Annotated in this window: 8 protein-coding genes; all 8 read right to left on the minus strand. The window is 38.6% G+C overall.

Annotated elements, in window-relative coordinates; genetic code table 11:
* Nucleotides 1–357: 357 nt before the first annotated feature.
* Nucleotides 358–984 carry a hypothetical protein gene (locus G4407_RS15230; protein ID WP_007884654.1) on the minus strand — a complete coding sequence of 209 codons (627 nt, stop codon included), beginning with the start codon at nucleotides 982–984 and terminating at the stop codon, nucleotides 358–360.
* Nucleotides 985–1001: 17 nt separating this feature from the next.
* Nucleotides 1002–1862, minus strand: coding sequence for a contact-dependent growth inhibition system immunity protein (locus tag G4407_RS15235; protein WP_007884653.1), 861 nt, complete (start codon nucleotides 1860–1862; stop codon nucleotides 1002–1004).
* Nucleotides 1863–1928: 66 nt separating this feature from the next.
* The gene (locus tag G4407_RS15240) at nucleotides 1929–11285 is read right to left on the minus strand and encodes a DUF6531 domain-containing protein (RefSeq protein WP_199669453.1); all 9357 of its coding nucleotides are present in this window, start codon (nucleotides 11283–11285) and stop codon (nucleotides 1929–1931) included.
* A gap of 191 nt (nucleotides 11286–11476) precedes the next feature.
* Nucleotides 11477–12751, minus strand: a complete 1275-nt coding sequence (locus G4407_RS15245; RefSeq protein ID WP_055215245.1) for a sensor histidine kinase — start codon at nucleotides 12749–12751, stop codon at nucleotides 11477–11479.
* A complete protein-coding gene (locus G4407_RS15250) occupies nucleotides 12748–13461 on the minus strand; it encodes a LytR/AlgR family response regulator transcription factor (RefSeq protein WP_173689561.1) in 714 nt (237 codons plus the stop codon). Before G4407_RS15250 ends, G4407_RS15245 begins: the two co-directional genes overlap by 4 nt.
* A 403-nt stretch (nucleotides 13462–13864) precedes the next feature.
* The gene (locus G4407_RS15255) at nucleotides 13865–14425 is read right to left on the minus strand and encodes a hypothetical protein (protein WP_006426967.1); all 561 of its coding nucleotides are present in this window, start codon (nucleotides 14423–14425) and stop codon (nucleotides 13865–13867) included.
* Between the two features lie 80 nt (nucleotides 14426–14505).
* Nucleotides 14506–16767 (minus strand): glycoside hydrolase domain-containing protein, encoded by a 2262-nt coding sequence (locus G4407_RS15260; protein WP_007884642.1) that lies wholly within the window; start codon nucleotides 16765–16767, stop codon nucleotides 14506–14508.
* Between the two features lie 170 nt (nucleotides 16768–16937).
* Nucleotides 16938–17434 (minus strand): CHAP domain-containing protein (locus G4407_RS15265; protein WP_173689562.1); only part of this gene is annotated, 497 nt, incomplete at its 5' end.

A 17434-nucleotide genomic window follows, 5' to 3' on the forward strand; every position in this document is an offset into this window, starting at 1 on the left:
TCGTTCTTCACTTGTCTTGTTATAAGCCATTTATCTTTCCTCCGATCTGATTTTTGATATAGAAATCAAATCGGAGCATGGCGGTGACCGGATAGGTACGTTATAATGTTCGAAAAATGTCGAAGAAAAAAATGCTGCAACCTCTTCGATTACAGCACTTTTTTCCATCTTACGTGAATATTTCTTGTTGGTTCATAGGAGATTCCTTCTTTTTCTCATAATGAATAAAAGACTCTTGTCATCCATTATTTATTATAATTTTTCTACTATTACAATAGCTTTTTTAACAAGTTTTCTTGTCTTGGAGTTTAAAAGAAAGCTACCAGTTTTTTTCCTCTGATAGCTTTCCATTCATTCTTATTCTGTTGGGAACATCGCTGCTTCCAACTTATTCATCTCTGTATCCAAAAGACCATATTTTCCTGAGTTATCTTTTTCCACGGATACGTTTACAGTAACAGCTTTTCCATATCTGTTCTTTTCAAGACTCTTCTGGACACTTTCTGTTAATACAGCTGCAAAGACTTCCGGATCATTTCCATCCAATCCCTGCTTTATTTTTTCATTGCTTACCTCTGTAGAGCTTTGTTGCAATGTCTGAAATACATTGGATGGTTCAACTTGTACACTTACTGTATAGACTCCATCCTCTTCTTTCACATCTTGTACTTTGTATTTTGCCAGTTTCTTTACTTCTGTCAGTTTTTCCGCATAATCAGCAATTCCTTTATCCGTAATGTTATCGGAATCATCAAATTGCTGTTGGATACTCTCATTAAAATCCTCTTCGATTTCTTTCTTGGCATCTTTTTCCGAGATTTCTAACAGATTCGCATAGTCCTTATATTCTCCATGATAGTGTGCATCAAGAGAACTTTGGACGTAGGATTTGGCATCAAAGTCTGGTTGTCTGGAGCAAGCTGATAACAATATACATACTATAATTCCTATACTTATGCACAAAACACAATTCTTCTTTTGCATATTCTCTCCTTCACGCTTTATTTATCTTCAATTTTTATCGAAAATAACATTTTTAAATACTGTTCTATTGACTCCTTTTGAACTTTTCTTTCAATATTATATGGAATGCACATAAAAAACTCCACATAACCATTATCAATAAAACTCAGCAATACTTCTCCATTTTCTGTTAAAAAATGTACATATTTTTTATTACATTTACTTTCAAATTTAATATTCGACATTTGCTTGTATATTTTTTTGTAATGATTTTTTATGCTTACTTCATCTGTACAATCAGTTCCATCACCTATCAAAAAAGAAATATACAACTTATCATAATCTTCATTTCTATATGTCATATAAGAATCTGTATGACCATCACCAATATTTTTATAATGCTCATTTGGAATCGAATAACTAATTATTTTCCCCTCTAATGTTTCAAATCTTTCTGTTTCATCAATTCTAATTTCACATGGTTCAAACATTTTTTTTATAAACAAGCCCAATTCATAATCCGACATTTCTATAAAATTAATATAATCTTTTTCTTCCGTTTTTCGCGAATATCCCCCTCTATTATTCCGTTCCCATCTTCTAATTTCTAATTCATCTCCATTTTGTTTCAAATCAATTCTTTGATAATTCTTGGAAAATGTTGGAAAACTTTTATATTTTGTTTGTTTCCAAAAATTGTTTAATTGAGATTCGTCTACTTTTGGGGAACTTTCTGCAATTTTTATTCCTTTTCTAATTGCACAGCCTATCTTATCTATTGTTTCTTCAGCCATAATTTCAATTGTAGGTTCGATAGAAATATAACATCCCATAAACCTTTCAATGGCATTAGGCACAATTAAGAAACCATATTTTTGATTATAATATACAGAAATCATATCCGTTTTCTCCTCTCTATTACTTAAGGGGAATAAAATATTCCCCTTAAGCTATTTACTTTGCTATTATTTTCCTACTGTAATAATGAGTTTAACACCTTTATCAATACCATGTTTTGTAGCATTATTAACTGCATTTATCTGAGCTTCGCTTAATGTTACATTTGGAACAACTACTTGTAATTGTCTACCCACTATTTCTTCCGCATTAACAAATTTACCATTAAATGTTTCTCCTATAAATCCTGAAACTTTATTAATGTCCTTGACAATTACCTTTTCCAATTTATTACCATTTTGATAAGTCTTTGCACCTAAGTCTCGGCTTTTAACACTAGTCACAACACCATTTTCTACTTTATCTATGGTCGGGAAATTGTGTCCCAAGTTATTTCCCATAGCTTTGTCAATAATATCTCCTCGCTCTAATGGTGGTTTTTCCCAAGTGCCTTCTGGCAATTTTGTTTCGGTTACTTCTGCAACTAATTTTTTAAACGATTTATCAATCCCATCATTATGGGTACTTCCTGCACTCCTTACTACATTCAAAAGTTTCCCAGCCCCATAACTAAGGCCACCCATAACGCCACCTGTCACTGCTCCTGCAATACCACCGACTAACGTATCTTTTGCTACTTGTTTCAGACTATTTCCAGACAAACCTGAATTCACTGCACTATATGAAGCTCCACCAATAGCTCCAATAACTGCTCCTGAAACCATCGCCGTTCCTAAGCCACCCATTGCTGGCAATGCTGCCAGAACTGCTCCTGCAGCCAAACCGCCTGTTGCAGCAACTACAAGACCAGAAACTGTAACCGCAGTTATACCAATGGCTACTTTTTTCACCGCATTCCAGTCTACTTTTCCAAGCTTATCTGTAATACGATTTGTTGTCGTACACATATGTCGTACCACTTCTGAGCGGATTTCTGCCGTTCTTTCTGAAACATAGGATTTGAAAGATGTATAAGTTTTTCCAATTTTCTGTACCCCATTGCTTACAGAACGAATAAACTGACTTCCTCTGGATGTGATCTTTTGATATGTACTGCTACTGGTTACACGATTTTTCACAGATTGATATGTCTGTTTTGCATGTTTAGCTGCATTTTTGGCAGTTTTTGCTACCCCCTTCACTGTGTTAACAATAGTTTTTGCTGCTTTCTTAGCTGTATTTACTACTGTTTTGACTACCTTTTTCGCAGTATTAACGATTTTCTTGCCGACACTCTTGACTGCTTTCGCTGCTTTTTTAGCTGTACTCTTAATCCTGCTCCACAATGAATGTCCTGTCGGATCACTGTAATTCAGCGGATTATTGGTCGTATAATCGTAGCGGTTTCTGGTCAATGGATTTTCTGTCGTTCCAAGGTCACTATCTTCAGTTGTAAAGGTTCCGTTCTCTGCGTTATAGTATCTTGCCCGCAGATACTGAAGTCCTGTTTTTACATTTGTGGACTCCCCATTGTAACCGTAGTAATTGACACCGTCTGCTGTTCCTGATGTAAGGTTACCGTATGAATCATACTGATAACTGTTCGTCAGATTAGCTGTTTCGGTCAGGATTCCGGTCACGCTGTTTCTTCCGTCATATAAATAATAACTGCTTTCTTCCGATTTATCAACGCTTACCCGTTCTCCGATTCCACTTTCTCCATAAGTATAAGCCTGACGTACTTTCTCGTCTGCTCCATACTCTGCAAGGACTTCTGTATTCTCGCGATTGATATCGTTGATATACTCTGTCAGTGTGTATCCTTTGGCATTGGAACCGCCTTTTACCAGAGAGGCAAGCTGCTCTTTCGGGCTGTTTCCATCTTCGGTACGCTGGTTCGCCGGGATCAGGACTTCATCGCCATAGCAGTCTTCCCATTTATAGGTGTTATCAAGTTCGAATACCCGGTTGTTATCTCCATCGTACATGGCTGCCATCAGGACTGTTCCACCCTGTTTTACTACTGCCAAACGATTCTCTGCTGTGTATTCATAAGTAACCGGATCTGCACTGTTTGTCTTATCACATTCCTGGATCAGATTGCCATCTTTATCATAGCTGTAGGTTGTTCCCGGATCGCCCCAGATCTTTGCATTGGTGCGTTTGATGAGCTGGTTGGAATCGTTGTACTTATAGTTATATTTTGCTTTGCTGACACCATCCTCGATCTTCTCGTAAGAGGTCCGGTTTCCAATCTTGTCATAAGTATAATTATGGACTGTCTTTTTACCGCCCTCTGCTTTTTCTGTACAGCGTGTCAGTTCCCAGTTGTCATCGTATTCATAGGTACGTGTCGTCTGGATCTCTTTTTCCTGATGCTCACAGTCTGCTTTGTCTGTCTCTTTCTGTGTATCGCCCCAGTTGTACCAGTCTTCCCAGCTTGGCGTCTTTCTTGTTCCAGCTTCCAGTTCCGTAGCTGTTTCTCCAACTACATATCCCTGATCATTGTACTTGTACTCATAAGTACTGATTACTTTGCCGCAGGAACCACAGGTATTCACAATCTTTGTGATATGATCTTCTGCATCGTAAGATACTTCCGTCTTTGTTCCATTACTTCTAGTAACTTCTGTCACACGGTTCAGTGCATCATGCTTGTAAGTGGTTACTTTTCTATTACGGTCTGTCAGTTTTACCAGATTATCATTTAAGTCGTATTCATAGCTGATCTTTGTCCCATCCGGGTATACGATTGCCTGCAGATTATCTGCGTCATCATAAACGTAGCTGACATCCTTTTTCGAACCGCTTGTCACTTTGGTGATTCTTCCAAGTGCATCGTATTCGTAGCTGCTCTTGCCTGTCTGATCCTTCATGGATACCCGTTCCCCGGCACTGTTATATGCGTAGGTCACGTCCTTTTCGGATGTCTCGCCTTTTGCGTCCTGATAAGATTTCTCCAACAGGTCATTCAGTTTGTCGTAATCATACGTGGTTTTCTTGCCGCTTGCCTGTGTATGTCCGGTCAGTCTGCCTTTTTCATCATAGTCGAATTTCTCCGTTCTTCCTGCCGGATCTTTGATGGATGTCAGGTTGCCTTCTAAGTCATAAGTATAATTCGTTGTCTTATTTGCTGCATTGGTGAAGGTCACCAGGTTATCCATGTTGTCGTAACCATAAGTTGTTACACCGCCAAGGGCATCAGTTACTTTGGTCAGGTTGTCATTCTTGTCATATTCCAGATGGCTCTTTAATCCGGTCTTATCTGTAACAACCTGAATATTCCCATGTGCATCGTAATCAAATCCCGTTGTGAATCCACGCTTGTCTGTAATAGAAGTTACCCTGCTGTCCTTATCATAGGTATAGGATTCCTTCTGCCCCAGTGCATCGGTCTCTTCTGTTACACGGTTGTCTTTATCGTAGACTGTCTTTGCAACATAGCCCATCGGATCTGTTACAGATGTAACATTATAATTCTTATCATATCCATAGCTGGTCTTTCTTCCACCCGGTTTGGTGATCTCAGTAATATTTCCTGCCGGGTCGTAAGTGTAAGCAGTTATCTTACCAAGCGGATCAGCTGCAGAAGTCATCTGACCTGCCAGGTCATAACTGTAGGTATTGCTCCGTCCAAGCGGATCTGTCTCCTTCACCAGATTGCCATACTTATCATAAGAAAAGCTGGTTGTTCCATCCAGTGCATTGGTAGAAGACTTCATGTTATGGAGCTTATCGTAAGTATAAGTAGTGGTACTCTTTAAGCTGTCGCTTTCTTTTACCACGTTGTCCACTTTATCATAAGAGAAATTTTTAGTATAACCCAGTGGACTGGTCATACTCTTCAGACGTCCGGCTTTATCATAACTATAGGTATACTCTCCACCATTCGCCTGTGTCATCTTTGTGACATTGTCATTCAGGTCAACACTGTACTGTGTCTCATTTCCCTTTGCATCCGTTACAGAAATGACATTGCCATGCTTGTCGTAATCATATTTGGTAACTGCTCCCTTTGGAGAAATCTGTTCCGTCATGTTACTCAGGCTGTCATATTTGTATTCGGTAATGAGTCCCATCGGATCTTTTGATTTGGTAAGATTTCCAATGGCATCATAACGGTATTCATTTGTTTCTTTTAACGGAGAAGTCTCACCGATCTTGCGGTCCAGTTCATCATACTGGTAGGTTGTCGTATTTCCATTTCCGTCTGTCTGAGATACGAGATTGTCATTTTTATCGTAAGCATACTTGGTAACCGTACCGTTTTCATCGACAGATTCCGTCACATTATCATTTCCGTCATACTTAAAGGTGCTGGATGCTCCCAGTGGATTTGTCTGAGAAATAACCCGGTCTTTCTTATCGTAAGCGTATTTATATGTGGCTTCCTCTTCTTCTGTCATGGATAACTGGTTGCCGACTTTATCGTAGGTAAAGGTTGTTTTATGACCTTCCGCATCCGTTACCGCTGTAATGCGGTCCATAACATCATATTCATAAGATGTGATACTTCCGTCTGCTTCAGTAAGTTTCAGGAGTCTGCCGTACTGATCGTACTTGTATGTTGCTGTCCTGCCAAGTTCATCGGTCTGTGTCAGTACATTTCCGGCACCATCATAAGTATAATCCATACTGTTTCCACCATTGTCGGAGGAATGGATCAGGTTGCCTGCTCCGTCATATTGATAGGTAATTACGAGTCCCTGTGCATCCGTACATTTTACAAGCTGTCCGATGGCATCGTACTCCATCAGCACCTTGTCCCCTGTCGGCAGTATTATGGATGTGTTATTTCCCTCTTTATCATACACATAACTATACGCATTGCCGAGGGCATCTGTCATCTTTGTGCTGTTGCCCTGTGAATCGTATTCGTAAGTGGTCTTTCCTTTCAGGGCATCCACCGTCTGTTCCAGATTGTCGGTGGAATCATATTTCATTGCTGTAATGTTGCCCTTTGCATCGCTTACCGATGTCATGTTTCCATTACCATCGTAAGTCATGGTACTGGTATTTCCATTTTCATCGGTAGAGGATACCAGATTTCCATTTAAGTCATACTTCATGGATACGGTATATCCAAGGGCATCTTTGGATGTAGTCAGATTTCCTGCCTTGTCGTAAGCATAAGTATCTGTTCTTCCCTCTTCATCGGTAGAAGATACCAGATTTCCTGCTTTATCATAAGTATATGTGGTAGTTCCACCTTCTGGGTTGGTTTCACTTAAGCGGTTTCCTGTATTATCGTAGGTATAAGTCCAGGTTCTTCCACTGTCATCTGATTTTGATACCAGATTGTCTGCCGCATCATAAGTATAAGTGGTAACTGCACCTAATTCATCTGTCTCTTTAGCGAGTCTTCCGCAGTTATCATATTCCTTGGAATGGCTGCTTCCATCTCCATAAGTAATCTTGGTTTCATTTCCTAATGCGTCATATTCATATTTGGTTATATTACCAACTGCATCTTTGGACTGAAGCACCTGTCCAAGAGAATCAAACTTGGATACGGTTGCATTTCCATTTCCATCGGTATATTTTTTCAGATTTCCTGCTTTGTCATATTCATAGAGCTTTGTTCCAAAATCTTTATTACTCTCTTCTATGACACGTCCCATGCTGTCATACTTATAAGTAATTGTATTTCCTTTTGCATCGGTTGCTTTGACCTGCTGATAATTCTTATCATAAACGTAGCTGATCTGATTTCCTTTCGGATCTGTACCACTGGTCATGTTGTACATCTTATCATAAGTATAAGTGGTGGTATTCCCCAGTGCGTCAGTACTTGCTGTAATATTTCCCACACCATCCAGCGTATAAGCGGTCACACCGCCATCGGCTGCTGTCTTGGAAGTCAGATTGCCATTCGCATCGTAACTGTTCGAGGTTACATTTCCAAGTGGATCTGTCATGGTAACTGCACGATTCATCGCGTCATACGTGAATCCCCATGCTGCTCCATTTCCATCCACATATCCGGTCATGTTCGGTCCGTCATACGAATACGTTGTTGTGACACCTCTGCCGTCTGTCTGGGATACCATACGATGTTTGTCATCGTAAGTATAGGTAATGGCTGTTCCATCCGGTTTTGTAGATGTGACCATATTTCCATTACCGTCATAACTGTAAGTAACCGTTGCTCCGTTATATCCAGTTGCACTGGTCAGCTTATTCTGCTCATTATAAGTATAAGAGGCTGTCTTTCCATCCTCTCTTGTCTCCGTTGCTACATTGCCAAATGTATCATAAGTGTAAGTTTTTGTTCCGGCTGCTGTCGTTTCGGAAGCAAGCTGATTCTCTGCATTATAAGTCTTTTCACAGGTTGTTCCATCCGGATATTCAATGGATGTTGTGCGGTACTGATCATCATAATGATAAACGGTCTTATTTCCTTCGTTATCCGTTGTTGTAGTAGAACTCTTTCCGTACTTGAAAGTTGCCGTTCCTTTTTCTGCATCAGTCTGCTCTACAACTCTTCCTTCTTTATCGTAAGTATTCTTTACAACCGTATTGCCATTCTCATCTTTCCAGCTTGTCATACGGCTGTCATCATCATATTTGTACTCTTTTGTTGTTCCATTCGGATCTGTTACAGATATCAGATTTCCCTGCTCATCATATTTGTAAGAAACTTTTCCACCATCTGGAAGAGACAGTTCCTTGATATGCCCGAATTTATCCTGTTTTACCCCGAATGTTTTTCCGGATGGTGTTGTAATCTTACTCAGATTATAATCATCGTCATAATCTAATACTGTCTTAAATCCATTCACATCCGTTACATAACGTAAAATTCCATATTTATCAAATGACCAGACGCTCTGATCCGCATCTGTCAGTTCCCATCCGATGTAGTCATGGTCTGTATCTTTATAGCTGACTGCTTTTAAATCATATACATAACCATCCGGAGCAGTGTAGCTTCCATCTTCATTCTTATCAAAGATCAGATAACTTCCGTCCCCTCTCATATACAGAAGACTTCCGTCCTCCATTTGAGAAAGTGACTGGTCATAGTTAAAGCTCCATCCACGTCCGAACATGGAATGCTGGTCTGTTCCTTTGGAATTGTAGCTTCTTGTAATGGAGAATTCTCCATTCAGTTCATTCATCGTCGCATCGGACTGATCCATGTAGAAGTTACCAGTATTTAAGTTGACTGGTTCAAATCCAAATTCACAGTGCAGGCCTCTTCCCATCAATGCTCCGTCAATCCGCATCTTATCCTGATCGGTAAGCGGTGCAGGACTATATGGAACATTTGTCTGTGGGTTACGGATAAAGATCGTGTTATTTGCGACTACCAGTGCGTCCATAACCTGATTGTCTTTCATAATGTTCTTAAGCGGAACACCATAATATTTTGCAATCTTCGGGAATGTATCAAACTGCTTCACTTCATAGATCACAAAGCTGTCACTGGTCACTTCTTTTCCTGTTTCCAGCTTTCCATCAATCTCTTTCGATGCTTTTGCTTTGATCTTATAAAGCTTGTCCTTCGTCAGCCCTGAATACAGTGCACTCTGCCAGTTGGAATCTTTGCTGTAATACTTATTCGCCTCCGGGAACTGCTTATTGTATTCAGTACTGTCTGGATAGGAATACAATGGTTTTGCATCTGTTTCGTGATGTTCTTCATTTTCCTCATCTGGAAGCAGATAATATTCTACTGTAGATTTGCTCTTTGCAATTCCGTCTGCAAATACGGCATCAAACTTCAGCTTTCCATTTGTATTCTTTTCTGTCATCGGGCGAAGCAGGATCGTTGTTTCATCCAGTGACATATCTCGCAGATATGGATCTTCAGCCGGTGACCACTGGATGCTGAGTTTCGGTCCATAAACGGATGCCCTGTTATTCAGTACCTCACACTGCATAGAAGCTCCAAGGTTATTTGCCTCGGCAATGGCTACCAGTGCAAATCCGTTATTCGCATGAGTTCCCTGCACCCAGTCATTGACCAGATCTTTGACGTCATAATTGATATAGCTGTTCCTGCTGGTACTTGCATTCTGTACATCCTGAAACGTAAGATTTACTGGTTTTGTTTTCCATGTGATGGAGGTGTTCCACGACTGATCTACACGATAAAGTCCAAACTGGGATGCACCACCACTGTATGCAGTTTTCTGACTGACTGCAAATGTTGCACTGTCAATTTTGGAATCTTTCGGAATCTGACTAAAATTTGAATTTACTTTGATATAAGTCCGGCAGTTCTGGTGTGCAGTACCAAATCCTGCAAGGTTCCCAGACTTAATACCATCATCAAATCCGACATACGGATAATTGTTGTCACCAATCTGACTGGTAGGACTTCCCTCTTCCACACCGATCATGTTAAAGGAACTCTTCTGAATCTCTACTGGTGTCGGATCGATCCTGACCGGATACTGACGTTCTTCTGCCGAAAGCCAATCCCTATCTGGTTTTACGGTCAGGATTGTTTTTCCATCTTCTTCCCGAAGTTCCAATGTGATCAGGAAACTGATTTCCCCGGCAGCATCTTCCATTGATGGCGTCTCCAGAAGATACTTCGCATCTTTGATTGTCTTCCCTTCCGGATAGATATAGACCTGATTGTCTTTTACTTCTGCCTGATACCCCGGAATCTGCAGCTCGTATTCATAGACTTCCCTGTCTGTTGGCTGCTGAAGTACGATATCTTCCTTAATGCTGGAATCCAGTACTGTATACTGAACATCTGCGCCCTCGTAAACTTCATTATAAAGGATCGCATTGTCTTTAATAACGGAATGTGTATAATCTCCATCTACCGGAATGATCCCGATTCTGGTCTTTCCATTTTCAATCGTTACACCATTCTCTTCTGACATCTGTTCCGGAAGAAGGATAGCATAATCGTTTGCCTTGTTCTGATAAACTTCTGTTTTCTCTTCCTTTTCTTCAGTTGCCACTACACTGCTGGCTTCCTGTGCTTCTTCGGATGCCGGAGTATCTGCTTCTTCTGGTTTTACAAGTGTATTATCAACCAGCTCGGTATCTCCATCCTCATTCTTATAAGTTCCGACATAACCTCCATAAACGGTTGTATACTGCTTGTCCCCTGTCTTATAAGTCTTGGAAATGGCATCATAATCAATCAGTTCACCTTCCGGTTCTTCTGGAATCGGATAGTAATCCTGTGGTTCTTTCAACTCCACTTCTTTTTCCTGCGGATTTTCTTCTGTTTCTTCCGCTGGAGTTGTCTGTTCTTCCTGCGTCTCTGTATCTTCTGATGGCGTCGTTTCATTTTGTACGTCCGCATCAGACTGCTGACTCTTATCTTGTTCTCCAGATGTGGAATCTGTAATCCCTGCTTCCTCTTCCGTCAAAGCCTCTGGTCTGGAGAAATCTGCATTCTTCTGTACATCCTCAATGGCCTCTTTTGCCTGTACAAAAATAGGCTCTGTTCCCTGTAGTGCCATCAGGAGTGCAAGTACTAAGGCTATAGCCGACTTTCGAAATCTCTTCATAGTCTCTTTCTCCCTCTTGTAATCTTTTTCTATAATTCCTTTACAAAATAACCGCTACCCTCCTTTTTTCTGACTTTGGCACTACTATAATCTAAAAAATCACAAAATTTTCATAAATGGTAAAAATGCCCCTTGAGGTGGCAAAAATAGACGAAATCGGTCGAAAAAAATAGTAAGACACCATCGCCTTACTATTTTTCATCTAATTTCATATATAATAATATTTTCACTTGAAAGGATTTCTCCGTATGGCAGATCTCCATCTGACCATGATATTTTTCTACTACGAGTTTCACATTTTGTAATCCTATTCCATGTCCTTCTTTCCTGCTTTTCGTTGTCAGATAAATTCCATTCCGCACTTTTGGTGTATCTTTTATGCTATTCTCAATCTGGATATTCATGATTCCTTTTCCATAATACATCTGAAACGATAATCTCCTTTCATCTGAAGCTGCTGTCCCACGAATAGCATTATCCATAAGATTTCCCACTATTATACTTATATCAAATAATTCTTCCCCTATATGATTCGGTATTTCTACAGAAATCTCCGGATTTTCAATTACTGATTTCGAATCTTCCAAAATATAATTCAGCAGATTATTCATATTACGGTTTTCTGTATATAAATGATGACATAAGGCTGTTCCGGCTATATTCTCCATTTGTTTCAGATACGATAGAATCTCTTCATTTCCTCCCGTTTTTGCCATTGCCCCTATTGTTGTAAGATGGTGCTTGTAATCATGATGTATCTTATTCAGCCTGTCCTGTGATTTCATCATCATCTCCAGTTCTTTTGCATACTGGCTCATCTGAATTTTCATCTCTTCCTGTTTTGCTGTTTCAATATAACTTTTCTGAACCTCATCGTGCAGATAGAAAATAAACACATTGATAAACAGTAAGAATAATACAATCGTAGACCGCACACCTCTTCTGTCTGGCAGCAATATCCTGATACAGACTATAATGCTGATCACCGGGACAGAAAGCATAGCAAGCCAATGACGGTTCTTTATATAATAACTTCTCTTTACACCTACTTTTCTTTCAATAATGACTTCCAGTAAAAAGAATATAAAATTTCCCATTACAATAGTTCCCGGTCCCATGTGATGATGCACCGGATTTCTTGCTACCGCATACCGTTGAAAGAACACGATTGGAATCCCATCACATAAAATTCCCATAATATATACCATAAGTGTATTCCAGACATGATGTTGCCAGTCTGCCTGATATGCCACTGTTATAATTAACAGAGCTATCAGCTCAAAGATCAGATCTCCGTACATCGTTCCCCACTGCATGCTTCCCCAGCATGAAAGCAGATATGCACAAAAATATGCAAATAGCTTTTGTGTATCCTCATTTTTTGGATACAGGATGGTATTGTAACGGAACACAGTATAAATCCAGAATAATTTACTTGTCAGATAAGTGATCAAATGGATATTCATAATCTTTTCTTCTCCGTTTGTAATAGTCTTTCCCTGACCTTCTTGCGATTTGCTTTACTGATACTGAGACGTGTCTTGTCTTTCATAACCACGTTGTCATATTCGTAATGCTCCACGTGTTCCATATTGATGAGATAGGACTTGTGAATCAGTAAGAAATATTCTTCTGTTACATCCGCTACATCCTTTAATTTTCCTCGATATTCATATTCTTTTTCCGATGTCACGATATGTACTCTTTTTCCCAGACTATAAAAATACAGGATCTTGTCATAAGAAATCTTGTGGATTCCTTTTGTATCCGTATATTCAAATATTTTCTTCCGTTCTTTTAACGGTTCCCGTAATTCACCTATCACCCGGAAAAGTTCTTCCTCTCGGATTGGCTTTACAAGAAAATCAAATGGATGAATACGGAATAATTTCATAGCATATTCCTGATATGTTGAAATATAGGTAATCCGCAGTTCTTTTCCATAATTTTTCTTTCGTATCTCCGTTCCGATATCAATTCCATTCTCATGTTCCAGACAAATATCAAGGAATAACATATCGTAGGATTCTTCTTCCAGCCTGTTAAGAAGCTGCTCCGCAGAATAGTATATTTCTATAGATATCTGACAGTCATTCGCTTTCCCATAATGGAGCAGCTTCTGTTCTAACCAATTACATAGGATGATGTCATCATCACAGATTGCAAGTTCTAGCATATTTTCTTACCCTCAGTCTTTCGTAACACGACAAATGGGGAAAAGAATCCCCTTCAATTCTTTTCCCGAATGGACATCACTAATTTTGTGTCATTTTTCCGATGCAACAGCACCACTTCCTTTGCTGTCTTATTTTGTCCTCTATATAATAAACACTTGAACAAGAAAAAACTGTCGCCATTTTATAATTTATTTATATTTTTTATGTTTTATTTATATTTTATCCAAATATTACAGCGATAACTAATAATGTCACCCCCTGCATTATTCTTTTTATTTTTAGCGTCATTTGATAAAACATCAACGTTTTTGATGGCAAAAAGGGAACCTGCAAAACCAGATTCCCTTTAAAATACATGCTCTTCTCTAAAAGGATGATAAATCCACCATCCTCTGCTTATTTTTAAAAACTTTTTCCTTTTTTACAATACTTATAAATATTAAATGGTTTTTCTTTTTTTTCAAATAAAATCCCTGTTGTTTTAATAATTTTTATAAGTTCATCCGACTCCATATCTGTCGTTTTAAATATAAATATTTTCTTTTCATTTGTTATGAAAAAAAAGAAGTTTTTATATAAGAACATTCTATCAATATTTTTAAATTCATAAATTTGATCTTCATCTATTTTAATTGCGTTTTCATCGATATCCACCGTTTCATATCCTGATCTACCCCAGACAAATTCATGAACATTTTTTTCAAAATTTTTACCAATCATTTGATACCAAATAATCCAAGCCACACAAGCCACACAAGTTCCAATCCCTATTCCAAACATCAAATAACTTTCCGACAGATAACAATTAATCGACAGTAAAAATTCTACAGGTGTAAAAATATAGATAATCATTCTACTTTTCTGTCTTGTTTTAAATAATTGATTAGGAATTATAAACCCAAGCGAAAGCATTCTTTCTAATTCTTCCCTATCCTCATCTGACACAATTGATTTAATATGCATTCTTCTTAATCCCCCTTTTGCCAGAGGTCCTCTTTATAAAATCGAACCTCTGGCCATTGTCTCTTTTATTCTTTTACAATTTACAGCGCTTGAATCAACAAACCAAAAACAGTACCTGCTCCAGCTGAAAATAAAGCAATAATTGACGGAATTGCATTTACAACTAATGCACCCGCAAGAACTAATATTACGGCTCCTGCCAGTATATTACTATGCTCTTTTGTGAATTCTACAACATTAAATTCAAGACCACTATTAGAATTTAATGTCATTGTAAAAATCAAAGCAACCGATATTGTCCACTCTTTTTCCTCTTCTGGCAGCAAATCTGATGTACTAAATACAATGGAAAACTCTACACTATTGGCAAAAACATTATTTATTTCAAAAGCAATATTACCAGATTTAACCGATAAAGCAATTTTTTCTATCGTATTTCCAAAGTTATCTGCTCCCTCTATACCTGTATCTGATAAATTTGATGAAATCTCCATAATTTGATTTTTGCAAGTTTGTGTCAATTCTCCATCATTTCCTATATCCACTTTTATATTATAAATTTTACCAGTTGAACTTTCAAGCGATGTGGATATTTTAGTAGAAATATCAATTGCTCCTTGAGGACTCATCATTGTTCCCAGTGAAATTTCCTTATCATACTCCACACCCACATCCATAATTTTATTCAGATAACCAAGCGGCTCCATTACATTATAGACATATTGATTTCGTGCTATTTTTACCTTTGCCCGAAGATTTTCTTGCGCTATTTCCTCATCTGTTTTTGTCGATACGGCATCGAACTTTTTAAATCCAGTATCTCTCCCTGAATATGCATCTTTATCCAGTGGGAACGAAGGTGATGAAGAAAATGAGTTCAACTCACAAAATTGATCAAATGCCCAGTTCTTCGGCATCGAATATCCCAAATTACAGCTAAATCCAGTTGACATATCTGCCACAAATGATTTACTTGCCAATCCTGCTTCATAAACTTTAGTACATACATATCTTGGTGCATAAATGCCGACTTTATAATTTTTATCATTTGTCGAACTGAAAAAGATCATGTGAATCTGTTCAAAATAAGGTATAATAAATGTATCAATCTGATATGAATAACAATCAAAATCCACTGCAAAGTATATAGTCGTTCCACTTGGTATACCGATTCTCTCGGCTGCTAAAATTGCTGTCTGTGCATCAACACTTCCCTGGGACGGATCCTTAAAATAGTTTAATTCATATCCTCCATCCTGATATATCGGGAATACCGATAATCCTGCATTTTCAATGTTTTTCACTTCTGTTGATGTCAAATATTTCGGTGTATGTTCTTTTCCAACAGAACCTGTCAGATAACGTCCTACATGAGTATACCCTGCATTTTTTATATCTAATGCCTGTTGTTTATTTAATACTGTTGCACAGTCACACGCTTTTGCTGCCCTGTTTGTATCGCCTTTACTCGTAAGCAATGATTTCATAGTAGAAACATTTACTTTTCCTTTTGTTACAAGTCCAATTCCTGTCAGACCATAAAACTCCTGAAATTCTGACACCTTTGACTCTGTAGTCGAATCAAACACGCCATCGAATCTTCCCGGATTATATCCGTTAAAATATAGTCCGTATTGAGCAATCTTATTAAATGGAACATATTTCGTCGAGTTCTGTCCGTTCTGTAATGTACCCGGAAACGCATTTGTTGTTGCATCGCCAAAATTAACTGAATTCAAATCTGTAATTAATTCAGTTGTAACTCCTTCAGCCGCCTGCAATGCACCAACTAAAGACAAAATTGTCTGTCTTGAGGCAATTCCATCACAAGGTCCAACACCAATAACATCTGACCAGTCACTATTTAATTGCTGTTGAATAAGAACAATATTGGAATCCCCACCAGAAACCTTTGTAAACCAGTTTAGGGATAACAATCCAGACCAAACTTTCCAATCAATTTTGCCCGTAACTTCCAGTCCTGCATTTTCCTGCATCTTTTTAACTGCATTTACTCCTGATGTATAATAAATTCCAGTAATTCCTCCAGCAGCATATCCTTTGCAAAACAGAGCACACTGAATCAAGCATACATTAACCTGCGGAGTATCATTCGGATCCATTTTTGTAATAATGGCTAACTTCTTCATGGTATTAATAGTAAGTGGTCCAACCGTTCCTGTAATCGTTGAGATTCCATTCTGAATCTGAAATGCACGAATGATTCCCTGCATCACGGCTGTTCCGGTCTTTCCATCTTCATCCAGTTTTACCCAATCCTTATGTCCACCAAACATCGCATTTAAATATTTTTGTGCTGCTTTTACATTCTGATCACTCATATTCACTACCTCCTAATTCAAGTCAATTATAAAGATTTCTAACTCTTTATATGTCTATCACTAAAAGTTACAATAACAATTTATCAATCAACTGTGCCTATTTTGTGACTATTTTCCAAAGAATTCATTAACTCCCTTATAAAATCCTTAACAAATTATGAAAGAAACCATCAATTTATCACCCCATATCCCATTATAGAACTGTAATCTACTGCATAATTTCTCTGCCGTACCTGATCACTGGAATTTCCCTCAATCGTGTAAACTCTTCCACCTTCACACTTTTCTACTATTCCTACATGATCCGATGTTCCATCATGATCCCAGTCAAAAAAGATGATCATTCCAGCTGTCGGAGTTGTTCCGCCACTCTGCCACTTATTCTTTCCCTGAAACCAGGACACTCCATCACTGCACAATGAGAATTTAGGAACATTCCCACTTGCAATCAGACCGCTCTGATCCGCACACCAGCTTACAAAACAGGCACACCATTCTACCCGACTGTCAAATCCGTACCAGCTCCAGAACTTCTGACCGCCACTGTTTCCAAGCTGCCCCATTGCAACCGACACAATCTGCTGATTACCAAACAAACCAGCAAACAGGCTGCCACCGGAATAATACCGCATCACATGGGGAACGTATTGGGGATCTCCGTAACTGC

Source organism: Allocoprococcus comes, assembly GCF_013300725.1.
Taxonomy (GTDB): domain Bacteria; phylum Bacillota; class Clostridia; order Lachnospirales; family Lachnospiraceae; genus Allocoprococcus; species Allocoprococcus comes_A.

Excerpts from the sequence above, each read along its gene's own strand:
- G4407_RS15230 (WP_007884654.1), bottom strand. The coding sequence starts at position 984 with ATGCAAAAGAAGAATTGTGTTTTGTGCATAAGTATAGGAATTATAGTA.
- G4407_RS15235 (WP_007884653.1), bottom strand. The coding sequence starts at position 1,862 with ATGATTTCTGTATATTATAATCAAAAATATGGTTTCTTAATTGTGCCT.
- G4407_RS15240 (WP_199669453.1), bottom strand. The coding sequence starts at position 11,285 with ATGAAGAGATTTCGAAAGTCGGCTATAGCCTTAGTACTTGCACTCCTG.
- G4407_RS15245 (WP_055215245.1), bottom strand. The coding sequence starts at position 12,751 with ATGAATATCCATTTGATCACTTATCTGACAAGTAAATTATTCTGGATT.
- G4407_RS15250 (WP_173689561.1), bottom strand. The coding sequence starts at position 13,461 with ATGCTAGAACTTGCAATCTGTGATGATGACATCATCCTATGTAATTGG.
- G4407_RS15255 (WP_006426967.1), bottom strand. The coding sequence starts at position 14,425 with ATGCATATTAAATCAATTGTGTCAGATGAGGATAGGGAAGAATTAGAA.
- G4407_RS15260 (WP_007884642.1), bottom strand. The coding sequence starts at position 16,767 with ATGAGTGATCAGAATGTAAAAGCAGCACAAAAATATTTAAATGCGATG.